Origin of the sequence: Zoogloea oleivorans (assembly GCF_008107625.1) — a bacterium.
GTDB classification, from domain to species: Bacteria; Pseudomonadota; Gammaproteobacteria; order Burkholderiales; family Rhodocyclaceae; genus Zoogloea; species Zoogloea oleivorans.
Window position 1 is genome coordinate 16,447 of the sequence record NZ_SDKK01000034.1, and the last position, 15,996, is coordinate 32,442.

Below are 15,996 nucleotides of genomic sequence, written 5' to 3' on the forward strand. Positions count from 1 at the left end.
ATGGTGCGTGTGTGCTTGCGTGACGATCAATATGAGCGGATTGCAGGATGGCTGCCGGGCAAGGCGAGCGATCCGGGGCATACCGCAGCGGACAACCGGCTTTTCGTCGAGGCCGTCTTGTGGGTCGCCCGTACGGGTACGCAAAGTGAACTCCGGGGTATCCGACCTTACTCATAGGTGAGCATCTACGACGTGAGCCGATACTGCTTCCAGGGGCAGTAACCCGTGAATATGCATGCCTCACAGAAATCCCCCCCTCTTTAGGTTCGCAGCGGCAGCGACACTTGAGGCTCAAGTGCCTGCAAGACCGCATGGGCCTTCAAGATATCTTGATGCAGTTCAGGATGTTTCGGTGCAGACACTGTGACAACAAGCGCGTAGCGGATAGAGGGAGCCCCCGACGCTGCACCACCCGCTTCACGAGCGTTGTAATGCACATCAAAGACGGGCTCCAGAAGGCTACTACCCAAGCAGCCATTTTCCGCGTGGAGAACAGTCTCCCACTTCCCGAGATCCGAACGTAACTCCTCCTCCGTCCTGAACACAGCTTTAGGAAAGAATGTCTTCGACGCGGCGTTTTTCTTGCCGGCTGCCTGCTTTGTACGGTTCGGCCTAAAAGTGATTCCCAGCCCAGCCTTGGTGTAAGCGCCGGCGTCCTGAGGGTCAACCGGGCTCGCGTAGCAAAAGGTTGCCCGAATGCGGACCTTTCCTTCTAGCTGAAACTCAGGCAGCGGAATGGGGGCACGGAGGAACTTCCCAGCCCTCAGCTCCCCCTGATAAATGATCCGAGCCTCACCCTCTCCGCAAGTAATGAGTCGATTCATGTCGGACGGAACACGCCCCCATCCAACCTGCCGCACATCGTGATCGTCCGCACTATCGCAACCATGTACGAGAAGGGCCTTGATCGTCAGAGGATGGACGGGATCACCCAGGATGGCTCGGATGCCCACGGCGGACCGCAATGCCAGTGGCGCTGCAAAGCTCGTTCCGAGTGTCGCCGCCACGTTCGGTTTCAGTCCGGGTGCTGCGACATGGAAATACTCTTTCGGGGCTCCGCCGAAAGCAACGACATCAGGCTTGCGTCGTCCCGGACTCCGGCCTGGCCCTATCGCGCTGTATGCGGCCTTCTTCCATTCGGCGCCCGAACGATCCGCCGCGCCAACCGACAAGGCATTGACGCTATCTGCGGGCACCTGAATCCGATTGAACCCCAAGGCCTCATCGCGCTCCCCGTTGTTGCCGACCGCCACCGTCATCAAGGTTTCCCCGTCACTCAAGATGCTGTCGATGACAGCAGTCCACGCATGGACATCTTGATCCTCGACGGGCAGATCCGGCCCCAGGCTCAGGTTCACAAACTGATACTGACGGGACAGCAGAACCGTTTCCACATGTCCAAGTGTTCGATACAACTCGTAGGGGTCCTCACCTTCCACTTTGGCATCGAGCACTCGGTGGTGGTCAACGGGGGCATATGGACGCGCCGCAACCTCTTCGGGTTCAATTGGACCGAAAAGGAGTGCTGAGGTGACACCGAGACCGTGCTCCAAGTATGAGGGCACATCCAGTGCATGCTCGTCAGCAAGAAAATAGCGACGAACATATCGACCGAGAACGTGCTCAACGGGCAATCCTCCGTCCAACACGGCAACCTTGGGTTCCCGTGAAAGCGGCTCGGCGCTTGGCAGAGAAAACGGTACTGAGAGCGGCTGGCTCCTTGTGACGGGGCGCGCGGCTCGCAGGTGCGGCATCGGTCGAATCACCCGAGCCAGTGTAAATTGAGCCAAGCGTTCAAGCGCTGTCGCGTCGCCCTCCACGGCAATAAACAGCAGCCTACCAGCCTCGAACCCAAACTCCCCGTTGACGAGAAATCCACAGTCCTTGGCGTAGTCAGCAAAGAGTGACCGGACGTAGCCCGCGTCACCGTCCGGCGGCAGGTGAAGGCCGACCTCGAAGACGTGCCCAAGTTCTGTGCCCTCAAGCTGAAGCCGGTCGGCGGCAGTCATTGCGGCAAAGCTTTCGAGCTGGGCGAACTGCTCCCCAACCGGCATCTGCTCATTCAGGCTACGGGCGAAGGCCGGGAACTTCTTGAGGGCAGAGCGCGTTCCCGCAACGAATATCTCTGTGGTGTCGGCCTCGGCTGGTGCCTTCTTTAGCACCTGCCGTCGTGGTTTGATGCGGCGAGTCCGCGACCCCACTGACGTGAGCCCCACCTGATCGAAGAGCTGCTTGGGGAAAAACGACTTCGCTAAATAGGCGGGATGCAAGACCAGCCGCGCGACGGCTAGATCATCAACGCACGCCTTGCCCGGAAGCTCTTGAAACAGCACATTGGCAGCTTCGATCTGAGGGACGATGACCTGCTTCGCCTCACCAAGCGTGTAAGGGTGGGCCTTGTTGCTTGGGGCTTTCTTGGGTGCCTCAATGGGGTACGTCAGCAACTCTGCCCGGCCAATCAGGTATCGCGTGGTCATTTACTTGAGCCCCCTTCCTTTACGAGGCGACGGCCCCGCATGCTTGCGAATCGTATCGCGGGCAACACCCGTCATCTGGCTTATCTGAACATGGGTATGCTGTCCAGCTTTGGCGAGTTCAATGGCCAAATGCAACCGTTCAGCCTTACTGAGCATTTCCTGGTTTTGCCCCAGCACTGACGAGATCAACCTCTCGACGGGGGCGACTTCCAGCGTATAGCCACGCCGAAGCGCATTGATGCTTCGCTCCACATCGGAGAGCGATTGCCCCTGGAAGCCTGCAGCCAGCACATCGATCCAGGGCTGGAAGAGCCCCCGGTCTTCGCCCAGAAAACGCTCGATCGCGACGGCGATTGATTTCGCATCTGGTGCATCGAATTTCACGACCAAGTCAAAACGACGCCACAGCGCGGGATCCACCAATTCCGGGTGGTTGGTGGCAGCAAGCAGCAGGCCGCTGTCCGGCCACTGATCAACCTCCTGAAGCATGACGGTAACCAAACGCTTGAGCTCACCGATATCCGATTCGTCACTCCGACGCTTCGCGATGGCATCAATTTCGTCGAGCAAAAGGACCGCCGCATGCTTCTTGGCATGATCAAGCGCCATGCGCAGATTGTTTCCGGTCTTTCCCAGAAGGCTGCTCATCACCGCCGTCAGATCAAGGACCCACAGCGGCTTTCCGAGCGACTGCGCAATCCAGCGGGCAGACAGGGTTTTCCCCACGCCAGGCGGACCGACCAGGATGGCCGATCGAGTGGGGCTAATACCCCGTGCAGCCAAGCGCTCTGACTCCTGACGTTCATGGATGATCGCTCTGATCGCATCGCCTACCCCTACGGGAAGAATGGGTGCTGCCAATCCCTCTCGGTCATCGAATACACGAATCAGCGGCAGACGGGAATCTCCGTCAACAGGCAGCAGGATCTCCCGGTCATCGCTCACCGACACTCCGCGTCGAAGCACAGAACTCCCAGCCGATCGGGTTTGTGTTGTCTTTAGTGACTGATCCAGGCGTGAAGCCAACTCAGGGCGACCTTGCCGGTACTTACGAACCAATTTCGCCAACAGCAGTCGTGTGTCTTCACAAGAGTCCGCGGCAGCGAGTCTTGCCAAATTGGCGAGATCATCTTCCAGATCCTTGCATTCGCCCACCCCTTCAGATTTATTCACAAGAATCACCAGAATTATGAAAAATTATTATGGCGAATTTTATGACCAAAACTAAAAATCGTCAATAAGTCATGCAGGGATACATGCAGCGAAAAGTGCAGTGTAGCCATCCCTATCCTTCCTTCCTGTGCCGCGACATTGCCCATCAAAATTTACTTGTAACCACATCAACGAAGATGTAGCGTAGACGACATGACTCAATGGCTCTCGCTTATCACCAGTCTTCCCACCGAGAACGCCACGGCCCGGATGCGGGCCTGGCGGGCGCTCAAGGCATCAGGGGCCGCCGTCCTGCGTGACGGCGTGTATCTGATGCCTGAACGGGAATCCTGCCGCAATACGCTCGATTCCGTGGCCACCGACATCCTGGGTGCCGGCGGCACGGTTTTTGTCCTGCGTGTCGAAGAGCCGGATGGCGCTGCCTTCGTCAGCCTGTTTGACCGCCGTGAGGACTATGCGGTGTTGCTCGCCGACATCAGCAAGGCGCATGCAGGACTTGCTGCCGAGACCGCGGCCGACACCCTCAAGCAGGCACGCAAGCTACGCAAGACCTTCGCGGGCCTCGCTGAAATTGATTTCTTCCCCGGCGAGGCCCGGCGCCAGGCCGAGGCGGCTTTGCAGGATCTGGAGCAGCAGGCAGGCTGGGCCTTGTCTCCAGATGAACCTCATGCCGTCGCCGGCACGATTCCCCAACTGCCGCTTGGCCTGTACCTCGGCCGGACGTGGGCTACCCGTTGTCGTCCATGGGTGGACCGCCTCGCCAGCGCATGGCTGATCCGCCGCTTCATCGATCCGGATGCGCACCTGCTGTGGCTGGCGTCGCCTGCCGATTGCCCGCCCGATGCCCTGGGTTTCGATTTCGACGGTGCGACTTTCAGTCACGTCGGCGTTCGGGTCACCTTTGAAGTCCTGCTGGCGAGCTTCGGCCTCGAAACCCCCGCGCTGCAAAGGCTTGGGGCGCTGGTGCATTTCCTGGATGTGGGGGGCGTGCAGCCCCCCGAATCGGTGGGTATCGAGAGCGCCCTGGCAGGCCTGCGGGACACCATTGGCGATGACGATCAACTCCTGAACTTCGCCAGCACGGTCTTTGATGGCCTGCTGGCCTCCTTCGAGAAAGCGACTCCCGCAAAATGAACCACGCCACCACCATTCCTGAAGTGAGTCCTGACGCGCCACCCGCGCCGGTCAGCTTCTGGGAAGCCTTCGTTTTCTGGCTGAAGCTCGGCTTCATCAGCTTCGGCGGACCGGCCGGGCAGATTTCGATCATGCACCAGGAACTGGTGGAAAACCGCCGCTGGATTTCCGAGCGCCGCTTCCTGCACGCCCTCAATTACTGCATGGTGCTGCCTGGCCCCGAGGCCCAGCAACTCGCCACCTACATCGGCTGGCTGATGCACCGAAGCTGGGGCGGCATCGTCGCCGGGGTGCTGTTCGTGCTGCCCTCGTTATTCATCCTGATTGCCCTGTCGTGGGTCTACATCGCCTTCGGCGAGATGCCTCTGGTGGCCGGGTTGTTCTACGGCATCAAGCCGGCAGTCACCGCCATCGTTGTGCAGGCTGCCCACCGCATTGGTGGTCGGGCACTCAAGAACAAGGCCCTGTGGGCGATTGCCGCCGCGTCCTTTGTGGCGATCTTTGCGCTGGATGTGCCGTTCCCGGCCATCGTCGCGGTCGCCGCGCTCATCGGCTACGTGGGCGGACGGGTTGCCCCCGACAAGTTCAAGGCCGGTGGCGGGCATGGCAAGGCCGACAAGTCCTTCGGCCGGGCGCTGATCGACGATGACACGCCGACGCCGGAACATGCCCGCTTCCGCTGGACCGGGCTGCTCCGGGTAGCTGTGATCGGCGCCCTGTTGTGGGCGATTCCAATGGGCCTGCTCACTGCCCGCTACGGCTGGGACCACACCCTGACGCAGATGGGCTGGTTCTTCACCAAGGCCGCGCTGCTGACCTTCGGCGGCGCCTACGCGGTGCTGCCTTATGTGTATCAGGGGGCTGTCGGACATTACGGCTGGCTCACACCCACCCAGATGATCGACGGGCTGGCCCTGGGTGAAACGACGCCCGGGCCGCTGATCATGGTGGTGGCCTTCGTCGGCTTCATCGGCGGCTACGTGAAGGCGGTTTTTGGTCCGGACAGCCTGTTTCTCGCCGGTGCCGTGGCGGCCAGCTTGGTGACCTGGCTCACCTTCCTGCCATCCTTCATCTTCATTCTGGCCGGCGGGCCGCTGATCGAGACGACCCACAACGATCTCAAGTTCACCGCACCCCTCACCGCCATCACCGCTGCCGTAGTGGGCGTGATCCTCAACCTGGCGCTGTTCTTCGGCTATCACGTGCTGTGGCCGAAGGGTTTTGCCGGCAGTTTCGACTGGATTTCCGCGCTGATCGCCCTGGCGGCAGCCATTGCCCTGTTCCGTTACAAGCGCAGCGTGATCCAGGTCATCGCCGCATGCGCCGTGCTCGGCCTGCTCATCAAGACCCTGCTTTGAAACCCATCGCCCGGAGAACCCCATGACCGAAGCCTTCGACCCTAAACGCCGTGCTGTTTTACATGCTGCAGCCGCGACGGCAGCGGCCCTCGGCACCTCCCATGCCGCCAATGCCCAAGCGGAGAAAGCTGCCATGTCCATCCTGCCCGCCTTCGAGAGCCAGACGGCGCTCAAGCCCCTGGCCTTCGACCCTGCAAAGCTGAATGGCCTGTCAGAGCGCTTGATCCGCTCCCACTGGGAAAACAATTACGGCGGCTCGGTCAAGGCGCTGGGTGTTGTCAAAAAGCACCTCGCCGAAGCCCTCGCCAACAAGGACACGCCGCCCTTCATCTACAACGAGCTGAAGCGCGAGCACCTGCTGCGCACGGGCTCGGTCGTCTTCCACGAGTATTACTTCGACAACCTGGGGGGCGACGGCAAGGCGGGGGCGAGTGAACGCAAGATCATCGCCGACGCCTTTGGCAGCTTCGACACCTGGGAAACCGAGTTCCGGCGCATCGGTGCGGGCCTCGGCGGCGGTTCCGGTTGGGTGGTGCTCGGCTACAACATCCATACCCACCAACTGGAGAACTACTGGCTGGCCGATCACGCCCATGGTCCGGCAGCGACCCTTCCGCTGCTGGTGATGGACATGTACGAGCACGCCTACCAGATGGACTACGGTGCGGCCGCGGCCAGGTACATCGACGCATTCTTCAAGAACATCCAGTGGGATGCCGTGGCGGCACGGATAGACGCCGCATCAAAGACAAGAGTTTGAAGGGTTCTGCGGGTCGTTTCCGCGCGACCTGGCTGCTCCTGCTCGGCATCGCTTGGGCCGGCGGAGCGGATGCTGCGGGGCTGGAAAAATCCTGGCGCCCGGTCCGTGGAAGTGAATTGCGGGCGCTCTTCGCCGATCAGAACCTGGGCGATGAGGTGCATTTTGCCAATCAGTTTCACCGGGATGGACGACTGACCGGTACGGACATGGGCAAGCCGGCCCGCGGCAACTGGAAAGTGACTGGTCAGAACTTGTGCTGGACCTGGAGCCGGCCGGCGAGTCCCGAAGAATGCTACGAGATCCGACAACGCGGCCGTGAGGTGCGACTGTTCAGGGACGGTTACGAGGCGTTGTCAGGCTCCCTTACACCCCTGGCCATCCAACCGAAGGAAGTGAAACCATGAAATGGATTACCCGTGAACGCCCCAAGATCGACCGGATCGCCTGTCCGTGGCTGGTGGCGCGCTTCGTCGATGAAGCTCCGGAATTCCTCTACGTGCCGGCCGGTGACGTGACACGGATTGCGGCGGAGACCGGGGCGATCCCCTACGACGTGCCCGGTGTCGAACTTGGTCATCATGGGGATCGGTGCAGCTTCGATGCCTTCATCGCCAAGTATGCGATCGCGGACGTAGCCCTCGACAAACTCGCACTCATAGTGCGCGCTGCCGACTGCGGTCAGCCCGAACTGGCCGGGGAGGCGGCCGGCCTCCTGGCCATCTCGAAGGGCTTGTCCCTCAATTTTGCCGACGACCACGAAATGCTTGGGCACGGGATGGTGGTTTACGATGCGCTCTACGCTTGGTGTGCGGATACGCCGCTCAAGAAGGTCGCTCGTTTCCTGGGCCTAAAGTGATTTTACGCTGGCTCCTGCCGGTGGGAACGGAGCCTTCGATACGCCCTGTGCTCGTCGGGCGTGCCCTGCGCGCCTTCGCTGACGGCTACATGGCAATCCTTTTGCCGGTCTATTTGTTGGCCCTGGGCTTCGGCACCTGGGAGGTGGGGTTGATCGCCAGTGCCACCTTGCTCGGCTCCGCTGCGGCGACCCTGGCAGTCGGGGCGTGGGGGCACCGCGTTCACCACCGAAGTCTGTTGCTTGGCGCGGCGGTGCTGATGGCGGCGACCGGATTTGCCTTTGCCCTTGGGTCGAGCTTCTGGCCGCTGCTCCTGATTGCTTTCGTCGGCACGCTCAACCCAAGTTCCGGCGATGTCAGCGTGTTCCTGCCGCTGGAGCATACCCGCCTGGCTGAAGCCGCCCACGGGGAGGCGCGTACGGGTCTGTTCGCCCGCTACAGCCTGCTCGGTGCCCTGTTCGCGGCACTGGGCGCCTTGGCGGCAGGCGTGCCAGATCGACTTGTGCTGCTCGCCGACCTGACTCGCCTTGATGCGTTGCGCGCGATGTTCGCGTTGTATGGCCTGGTCGGCGCCATGGTGTGGCTTCTCTATCGGCGCCTGCCCGAGCCACAGGCCGATGAGGAACGGGTGCCGCCCAAACCGCTTGGGCCGTCCCGCGGCATTGTGCTGCGGCTCGCCGCCTTGTTTTCGGTGGATTCCTTCGCCGGTGGGCTGGTGGTCAATTCATTGCTGGCCCTGTGGTTGTTCCAGCGCTTCGAGCTGTCCCTGGGGGCTGCCGGGATGTTCTTCCTATGGTCCGGGCTGCTGGGCGCGGCTTCGCAACTGGCGGCGCCCCGGCTGGCCAGGCGGATCGGCTTGGTCAACACGATGGTGTTCACCCACATCCCGGCCAGCCTGTGCCTGATCGCCGCCGCCTTTGCGCCGCGCATGGAGTGGGCGCTCGGTTTGCTGCTGCTGCGCTCGCTCATGTCCCAGATGGACGTACCGGCCCGAAGCGCCTTCGTGATGGCCGTGGTGACGCCGGGAGAGAGAGCTGCCGCCGCCAGTTTCACTACCGTACCACGCAGCCTCGCCTCAGCAGTTAGCCCGGCGCTGGGGGGCGCACTCTTTGCCACCGGCTGGCTGGCCGTACCACTGGTGGCCTGTGGCGTACTCAAAATTGCTTACGATCTGGCGTTGTGGCGAGCGTTTCGCGAAATCGATACCCAATGACTCAGGCTGCAATCCGTGCCCAACACGCCGTTCGGCAGCACCTCGTTACAATAGCGCCCGTCCCAACTCCAAAGCCGCACGTCTTTTCAAGAACGTAGGGCGGCTTGCCTCATGGATTTAGCTCTAGTTTTTCTGCTTATTGTCATCAATGGCATTTTTGCCATGTCCGAGATCGCCGTGGTCTCGTCCCGCAAGTCCCGGCTTCAAAATCTGGCTGACGACGGCAGTCTGGGTGCCCAGGCGGCTCTCTCGCTGCACCACGAACCGTCGAGCTTTCTGTCCACCATTCAGGTCGGCATCACCCTGGTCGGCATCCTGAACGGTGCAATCGGTGAAGCGGCGGTGGCTGACCCGCTGGCTGCCTGGTTGGTCGGCATTCCTCTGCTGGAGCCCTACGCAAAGGGTATCGCCCTGACGGTTACCGTGGTTGGCCTGACCTATTTCTCGGTGGTGGTGGGCGAACTGGTACCCAAGCGCCTTGCCTTGCTGGCTCCCGAGGGCATTGCCTCGCTGGTGGCCCGGCCGATGATGATCCTGGCCCGGATCACCCATCCGCTGGTGGTCATCCTGTCCAGTTCCTGCTCGGGCATCCTGCGGCTCCTGGGCGCCAAGCGCAAGGACGAGCCACCGGTGACCGACGACGAGATCAAGGTGTTGATGGAGCAAGGCGCCGAGGCCGGCGTTTTCCATGAGAGCGAGCAGGAAATCGTCTCCAATGTGCTGCGTCTGGACGAACAGCGCATCTCGTCCATCATGACCCCGCGCCGTGACATGCTGGTCATCGATCTGGATGAAGACGAGGAAACCGTCTGGCAGCGCATCATCGAGACCGAATACTCGCGGCTGGTGGTGTGCCGTGGTGGTCTGGACCATGTTCTGGGGGTCCTTCAGACCGGCGATCTGCTCAAGAAAGTGCTTCCGGGTCATGGAATCACGACGGCCGATGTGGAGTCGATGCTTCGCCCGCCACTTTACGTCCCTGAGTCCGTCACCACTACGCAGCTTCTCGAAAGCTTCCGTCGGGCACGCCTCCAGTTCGCGCTGATCATCAACGAGTATGGGGATGTGCAGGGCCTGGTGACGCTGACCGACGTGCTGGCCGCCATCGTCGGCGAACTGTCGGTGCCTGAGGCCCCGGAGGATCGCGACATGCTGCAACGGGAGGACGGCTCCTGGCTGATGGATGGGGATGTGGGTGTCGAACGCCTGAAGTCAGTTCTCGATATCGTCGACGATCTGCCGGGCGAGGATGAGCACTCCTTCCACACACTGGGCGGTTTCATCATGCATGCCCTTGGCCGTGTCCCCGCGCCAACCGATCACTTCGAGGTGCTTGGCTGGCGTTTTGAGGTCATGGACATGGATCGCAACCGAGTGGACAAGGTGCTGGTGTCTGCTTCAATGCCATCTGCGACCTCAATACACTAGCTCCGCAGGCTCAATGTCCATGCCGGTGATGGATGTCCGGAAAATGATCATGGTTGTGATTTAGCGGTATGTGGTGATGGGGATGGGTATGCGGCTCCCGCCCATCCCACGCCGGAGTGTGGCTGTGTTGATGGTGTTCGTCGTGAATATGCGCGTGGCTATGGTCCAGCGGCTCATGCACATGCCCGTGCTCATGAGTCTCGGTCAAATGCAACCATACGCCAACACTCATCAGAACCGCGGCAATCCAGAACGGTGGTGGAGTCGGCTCTCCCAGCAGTGCAATGCTCACGGCCGCACCGACGAACGGCGCGGTGGAGAAATAGGCGCCGGTCCGGGATGTGCCCAGTTCCCGTAGCGCCCGCACGAAAAACACCAGGCTCAGACCGTATCCCAGCAAACCGACACTCATCGTCATGCCGGCCAGCGGCCAGGCTGGCAGGGCCTGGCCAAGAACGAGGGCCAGCCCCAGATTGACGGCCCCCGCCACCAGTCCTTTCGCGCTGGCAATGAACAACGCATCGGACGCAGACACCTTGCGGGTCAGGTTGTTGTCGATGGCCCAGCACAGACAGGCGCCCATGATCGCAGCCGGGCCGATCCAGTCACCCCGGCCAGCCTCTCCGTTCTGCCAGGAAAGCGCAATGCCACCGGCGACAATGAATCCCATGCCGGCAACAATCCGACGTCCGGCGTGCTCCCGGAACACAAGCCAGGCCAGCACCGCGGTCAGCACGGCTTCGAGGTTGAGCAACAGCGAAGCGGTACCTGCGCCTGTTCTGCCAAGCCCGACAACGAGCAGCAATGGGCCGAGCACACCGCCGAAGCCGATGGCGCCTCCAAACCAGCGCCAATCTGCACCCGACAGTCCACTCGCCTGCCAGCCCCGATCCCGCAGTAGCCGAGCCACGGCAAGGCCCAGGCCGCTGCCCAGGTAGAGCAATCCGGCCAGCACCAGGGCTGAGCCGTCGCCGATCAGGAGCTTGACGAACGGCGTGCTGGCGCCGAACAGGGCCGCGGCCAGCAGGGCCAGCCAGACGGCGGGCGTCGTGGTGCTCATACGACATCCTTGCGTTGCAGGGGTGAAGCTGGGCCTTGCTCCAGGCGCTTGTGGATGGCGCCGAAGCGCAGGTACAGCGCGGGCACGACGATCATGTTGAGCAGCGTCGAGCTGCCCAGCCCGAACAGGATGACGATGGCCATCGGCGACTGGATCTCGCTGCCCGGCTGCCCGGCGGCCAAGGCCAGGGGCACCAGCGCCAGACCAGCAGCCAGGGCCGTCATCAGAATGGGCACCAGGCGCTCCTCGGCACCGCGCCTGACGGCTTCGGTGGCATCGCCAACCCCTTCGTGCTCCACCAGGTGATGGATGTGGGCGATCATCATCACGCCGTTGCGGGTGACGATGCCGAACAGCGTGATGAAGCCGATGATCGACGCCACCGACAGCACGCCACCGGCGGCGAACACCCCGATCACGCCACCGATGATGGCCAGCGGCAGGTTGAGCATCACCAGCAGCGCATCCCGGGCAGTGCGGAAAGCGACGAAGAGCAGCAGGAAGATGCCCACGATGACGCCCACGCCCAGGAACAGCAGTGTCCGGCCGGCCTCTTCGGCGCTCTCGAACTGGCCACCGTACTCCACGTGGTAGCCCGCAGGCAGCTTGACCTGGGCCGCGACATTGCGCCGGATGTCGTCCACCACGCTCGCCAGATCCCGCCCGGCCACATTGGCCATCACGACCATCTTGCGCTGCACGTTTTCACGCGTGATGTAGTACGGCGCCCGGTCATTGCGAATATCGGCCAGGGCCGAAAGCGGGATGCGCGCTCCGCTGGCCGTGGTGACCAGCGTAGAGCGGATCGCATCGATATTGGCCTTCGCCGAAGGATCGAAGCGCACCGCCAGATCGTAGCTGGCCTGGCCTTGCTGGACACGGCTCACCGCCATCCCGGAAAAGGCCATCTCGACGGTTTCCGCCACCTGCCGGATGGACAGGCCATGACGGGCCAGGGCATCCCGCCGAAAGCGCAGGGTGAGGAAGGGAATATCGCCCTGCTGCTCGTCCGAAACATCGACCGCACCGTCAACCGTCTGCACCAGAGCCTTGATTTCGCCGGTCAGGCGACGCAGCTCAGGCAGCTCGGGGCCGAATATCTTCACCGCGATGTTCGAGCGGTTGCCCGAAAGCATGTGGTCGATGCGGTGGGAAATCGGCTGACCGATGACGATCTGGGTACCCGGGATGCTGGCGAGGTCGGCCCGTAGCGCGGCCAGAAAGGCTTCCTTGCTGCGCTCCCGCATCTTCAAAGTCACTTCCATTTCCGACGCAGACACGTCCATCGCGTGCGGATCGCCCTCGGCCCGGCCGGTTCGACGGGCGGTAGCGACCACTTCAGGATGGGACAGCAGGATCTGCTCGACCTGTTGGCCCAGGCGATCGGACTCCTCCAGCGCGGTGCCCGGCAGCGTGGCGGTACTGACCGTCAGCGTCCCTTCGTTGAAATCCGGCAAAAAGGCCCGGCCTGCGAAGCTCAATGCAACCAGGGATGCCACCAAGGCAAGCACACTGACCAGCGTCACCCCCTTCCAGCGGGTCAGCGTTGCGTCCAGCACGCGCCGGTAGCCGCCCTTGATGGCATGCAGAAAGCGCGGCTCCACGTTCTGGCGGACGATCTTCGAGCGTGGCAGGACAAGCGCCGCCAGTACCGGCGTAACGGTGATCGCCACCAGCAGCGAAGCGGCAAGGGAGACAACGTAAGCAAAGCCCAGCGGCACCATCAGCCGGCCTTCCACACCGGAGAGGAAGAAGAGCGGCATGAACACCAGCATGATGATCAGGGTTGCAAACACGATGGAGCCCTGGATCTCCCGGGTGGCATCGAAAACCACCTGCAGAACGGTGTGCTGTTCGCTTTCGGGCTGGGCCAGGTTCTCCCGCAGACGCCGGACGATGTTCTCCACCACGATGATGGCGTCGTCCACCAGGGCACCGAGGGCAATCGCCATGCCGCCCAGGGTCATGGTGTTGATGGTGGCCCCGAGTGCCTTCATCGACAGGATGGCAGCGACCAGCGACAGGGGGATGGCCACCAGGGTGATCAGCGTGGCGCGAGCCGACAGCAGGAAGGCGAAGACGATGGCAACGACCAGGATGGCCCCGTCGCGCAGGGCGACGAGGAGGTTGTCGATCGAGGTGCCGATGAAATCCGCCTGGCGGAAGATGTGGCGCTCGATTTTCATGCCTGCCGGCAGGCCTGCCTGGATGTCCGCCAGGGTGCGGTCAAGCCGATCGGTCAGCTCCAGCGTATTGGCCCCGGGTTGCTTCTGGATGCCCAGCACCACCGCCGGCTTGCCGTTATGGGAGCCAACACCACGCTTTGGCGCAGCCCCGATGCCGACTTCGGCGACGTGACGGATCAAGACCGGCTGCCCATCGCGGACGGTAATGACCGTTTCCGCAATATCGTCCAGCACGACAATCCGGCCCTGGCCCTGGATCAGGTACTCCTGGCCCGCCTCCACGTAGAAGCCGGCTGAGGCGTTCTGGTTGGACTCGCGTAGCGCTAGTACCACTTCGTCGAGCGTCAGCTTGTAGGCGGCCAGACGCTCGGGCTTCACCGTCACCTGGAACTGCTGGGTGTCACCACCGATAGGCAGCACTTCAGCGACCCCGGGGACGGCCAGAATCCGCCGCTTGAGCACCTGCTCTGCGACGTTCTTCAGGGTCAGACCATTGTGTTTGTCGGAAACCAATGCAATGAAAAGGATCTCCCCCATGATCGATGCGGCGGGCGTCATCGCCGGCGCCGGGATATCCGGCGGCAAGGTGGCACGGGCCAGTTGCAGGCGTTCGGCCACCACCTGGCGAGCCCGGTAGAGGTCGGTGCCCCACTCGAACTCGACGGTCACCACCGACAGGCCGATCTTGGTGGCCGAGCGTACCCGACGCACACCGGGGGCACCGTTGAGTGCGGTTTCGATGGGAAAGGTGACCAGGTTCTCCACGTCCGTCGGCGCCATGCCGTGCGCCTCGGTGACGACCGTTACCGCCGGTGCGGTGAGATCCGGAAAAACGTCCACCGGTGTGCGGGCAGCCTGCCAGCCCCCCCAGGCCAGCAGCAATACGCCGGCCAGCACGACAAAAAGCTTGTTGCGGAGCGACCACGCAATGATGTGTCCGATCATGATCGTGCCCTGTCAGTGCGCATGGCCGTGGCCGATTTCACCAGTCTTGGTGGCGGCAAGCTTGACCAGATAGGCGCCTCGCGACACCACCCGTTGGCCGGGCTCAAGGCCTTCAACGATTTCCACCCAGTCACCTTCGCGGGTGCCCACCCGTACCGGGCGACGCTCGAAGGATTCTCCGCCGGTCATTACAAACACATGGGGGACGCCACTCTCGTCGATCACCGCCGAGCCTGGAACAGCGATCACTTCGCGGGCTGCGCCGGAGTAGACCTCCGCTTTCACCGCCATGCCGACACGCAAGCGTTCATCTGGCAGGGGGAACTCGAAAAGGACCGGCACCGTGCGGGTTGCCGTATCGATGGCCCCACCCGTGGCGATCAGGCGGCCATTCCTGCCCGGCACGATGTCGAAACTCTTCTCGATGCCTTCCACCCGGAAGCTGGCACCACTCGGCGCAGCGAGCCGGGCCGATTCCGACTCGGAAACCCGCAGTTCCAGCCACAGCATGCGGCGATCAACGATGTGAAAAAGCAAGCTGCCCTCCTGAGCAAAGGCGCCCGGAGACACGCGTACATCGGCAATGATCCCCGAAGCCGGAGCACGCAGGGGTACCCCGCCGGCGCTCCCTCCGTACTGGCCAAGGCGCCCTTGTGCGGCGTCGAGCTCGGCCCGTGCCGACGCTTCAGCGGCACGGGCGGTGAGCACGCGTTTCTCGGGCACGGCCTCATCCTTGAAGAGCTCTTCCATGCGGGCACGTTCACGTGCGCTCAGATCAAGCGCCACCCTGGCCTTGCGGGCATTGGCCTGGAGCGATGCCAGATCAGTGTCGCCGCCCAGGCGCGGTGAAAGGTAGGCGAGGATGTCACCCTTCTTCACGACCTGTCCAAGCTGCGGAAAAGTGCCGGAAGGCTGCACCTGGCCGGACATCGGCGCCGTCAGCAGGGCTTCGCCATCCGGTCGGGCACGCAGCGTGCCGGTGGCGGCGATCGCGGGACGGATCGCATGCCGCGTTACTTCGGCAGTAGCGAAATCCACTTTCCACTGCTGTTCCTTGGTGAAACCAATGCCGCCCTCCTCGTGCTCCGCAGCAAGCGCATCGGCGCTCTTCCGGTCAGGGTAGATCGTGACGGGGCCGAGGCGATGGCGAACGGTGAAGGCTGCGGTAACCACCTCAATCTCGAGTTCTCGCTGTCCGGCAAGCCTGGGCTCGGCTTCCGGCCTGAAGATGCCCGACTGGGTTGGCGCGCGGGTGGAAAAGACTTCATCCGGCTGGCCACCACCGGAGAGAATCACGCTCACTGTGCCCGTGGCCAGGGCCTTGAAGTCGGCCAGTTGGGTCAGGTGGGCAGCGAAGGCCGACTTCTCGCCGACAACGAGGCGGGGAAACTCCACGAACAACTCGGTC

General features: G+C 62.6%; 12 protein-coding genes and 1 pseudogene. 8 read left to right on the plus strand and 5 right to left on the minus strand.

Going from position 1 to position 15,996, the window contains the following annotated elements; translation table 11 throughout:
- Positions 1–138: pseudogene (locus ETQ85_RS27135) on the plus strand (IS5/IS1182 family transposase); the annotation flags it as partial.
- 122 nt (positions 139–260) lie between these two features.
- On the opposite strand, the gene ETQ85_RS23125 reads toward ETQ85_RS27135, so the two are convergent.
- Both ETQ85_RS23125 and ETQ85_RS23130 read right to left on the minus strand, forming a co-directional pair.
- Positions 261–2,477, minus strand: a complete 2,217-nt coding sequence (locus tag ETQ85_RS23125; RefSeq protein WP_148581407.1) for a S8 family peptidase — start codon at positions 2,475–2,477, stop codon at positions 261–263.
- On the minus strand, positions 2,478–3,650 hold the full coding sequence (locus tag ETQ85_RS23130; RefSeq protein WP_222862273.1) for an AAA family ATPase: 1,173 nt from the start codon (positions 3,648–3,650) through the stop codon (positions 2,478–2,480).
- Positions 3,651–3,842: 192 nt separating this feature from the next.
- On the opposite strand from ETQ85_RS23130, the gene ETQ85_RS23135 reads away from it, so the two are divergent.
- The 7 genes from ETQ85_RS23135 (at position 3,843) to ETQ85_RS23165 (ending at position 10,397) form a co-directional block, all read left to right on the plus strand.
- A complete protein-coding gene (locus tag ETQ85_RS23135) occupies positions 3,843–4,784 on the plus strand; it encodes a chromate resistance protein ChrB domain-containing protein (RefSeq protein WP_148581408.1) in 942 nt (313 codons plus the stop codon).
- Positions 4,781–6,142, plus strand: coding sequence for a chromate efflux transporter (chrA, locus tag ETQ85_RS23140; protein ID WP_148581409.1), 1,362 nt, complete (start codon positions 4,781–4,783; stop codon positions 6,140–6,142). The genes ETQ85_RS23135 and chrA overlap by 4 nt, the downstream gene beginning before the upstream one ends.
- Positions 6,143–6,164: 22 nt before the next feature.
- A complete protein-coding gene (locus tag ETQ85_RS23145) occupies positions 6,165–6,902 on the plus strand; it encodes a superoxide dismutase (RefSeq protein WP_148581410.1) in 738 nt (245 codons plus the stop codon).
- On the plus strand, positions 6,899–7,306 hold the full coding sequence (locus tag ETQ85_RS23150; RefSeq protein WP_148581411.1) for a hypothetical protein: 408 nt from the start codon (positions 6,899–6,901) through the stop codon (positions 7,304–7,306). The genes ETQ85_RS23145 and ETQ85_RS23150 overlap by 4 nt, the downstream gene beginning before the upstream one ends.
- The gene (locus ETQ85_RS23155; protein WP_148581412.1) at positions 7,303–7,758 is read left to right on the plus strand and encodes a chromate resistance protein ChrB domain-containing protein; all 456 of its coding nucleotides are present in this window, start codon (positions 7,303–7,305) and stop codon (positions 7,756–7,758) included. Before ETQ85_RS23150 ends, ETQ85_RS23155 begins: the two co-directional genes overlap by 4 nt.
- Positions 7,759–7,805: 47 nt before the next feature.
- Entirely contained in the window at positions 7,806–8,969 is a 1,164-nt protein-coding gene (locus ETQ85_RS23160; protein ID WP_281283122.1) for an MFS transporter, read from the plus strand.
- 111 nt (positions 8,970–9,080) lie between these two features.
- A complete protein-coding gene (locus ETQ85_RS23165) occupies positions 9,081–10,397 on the plus strand; it encodes a hemolysin family protein (RefSeq protein WP_148581414.1) in 1,317 nt (438 codons plus the stop codon).
- Positions 10,398–10,407: 10 nt separating this feature from the next.
- Here ETQ85_RS23165 and ETQ85_RS23170 read toward each other — a convergent pair whose 3' ends face one another.
- From ETQ85_RS23170 to ETQ85_RS23180, 3 genes are all read right to left on the minus strand, one after another.
- Complete coding sequence (locus ETQ85_RS23170; protein ID WP_148581415.1) at positions 10,408–11,457, minus strand: DMT family transporter; 1,050 nt, start codon at positions 11,455–11,457, stop codon at positions 10,408–10,410.
- Positions 11,454–14,588: an efflux RND transporter permease subunit gene (locus ETQ85_RS23175; protein ID WP_148581416.1), complete on the minus strand. Its 3,135-nt coding sequence runs from the start codon at positions 14,586–14,588 to the stop codon at positions 11,454–11,456. The genes ETQ85_RS23170 and ETQ85_RS23175 overlap by 4 nt, the downstream gene beginning before the upstream one ends.
- 12 nt (positions 14,589–14,600) lie before the next feature.
- The coding region (locus ETQ85_RS23180) for an efflux RND transporter periplasmic adaptor subunit (protein ID WP_187394836.1) at positions 14,601–15,996 on the minus strand (1,396 nt) is incomplete at its 5' end.

Bases quoted from the DNA above. Each gene is read 5' to 3' on its own strand.
- ETQ85_RS23125 (WP_148581407.1), bottom strand. From the start codon at position 2,477: ATGACCACGCGATACCTGATTGGCCGGGCAGAGTTGCTGACGTACCCC.
- ETQ85_RS23135 (WP_148581408.1), top strand. From the start codon at position 3,843: ATGACTCAATGGCTCTCGCTTATCACCAGTCTTCCCACCGAGAACGCC.
- chrA (WP_148581409.1), top strand. From the start codon at position 4,781: ATGAACCACGCCACCACCATTCCTGAAGTGAGTCCTGACGCGCCACCC.
- ETQ85_RS23145 (WP_148581410.1), top strand. From the start codon at position 6,165: ATGACCGAAGCCTTCGACCCTAAACGCCGTGCTGTTTTACATGCTGCA.
- ETQ85_RS23155 (WP_148581412.1), top strand. From the start codon at position 7,303: ATGAAATGGATTACCCGTGAACGCCCCAAGATCGACCGGATCGCCTGT.
- ETQ85_RS23165 (WP_148581414.1), top strand. From the start codon at position 9,081: ATGGATTTAGCTCTAGTTTTTCTGCTTATTGTCATCAATGGCATTTTT.
- ETQ85_RS23170 (WP_148581415.1), bottom strand. From the start codon at position 11,457: ATGAGCACCACGACGCCCGCCGTCTGGCTGGCCCTGCTGGCCGCGGCC.
- ETQ85_RS23175 (WP_148581416.1), bottom strand. From the start codon at position 14,588: ATGATCGGACACATCATTGCGTGGTCGCTCCGCAACAAGCTTTTTGTC.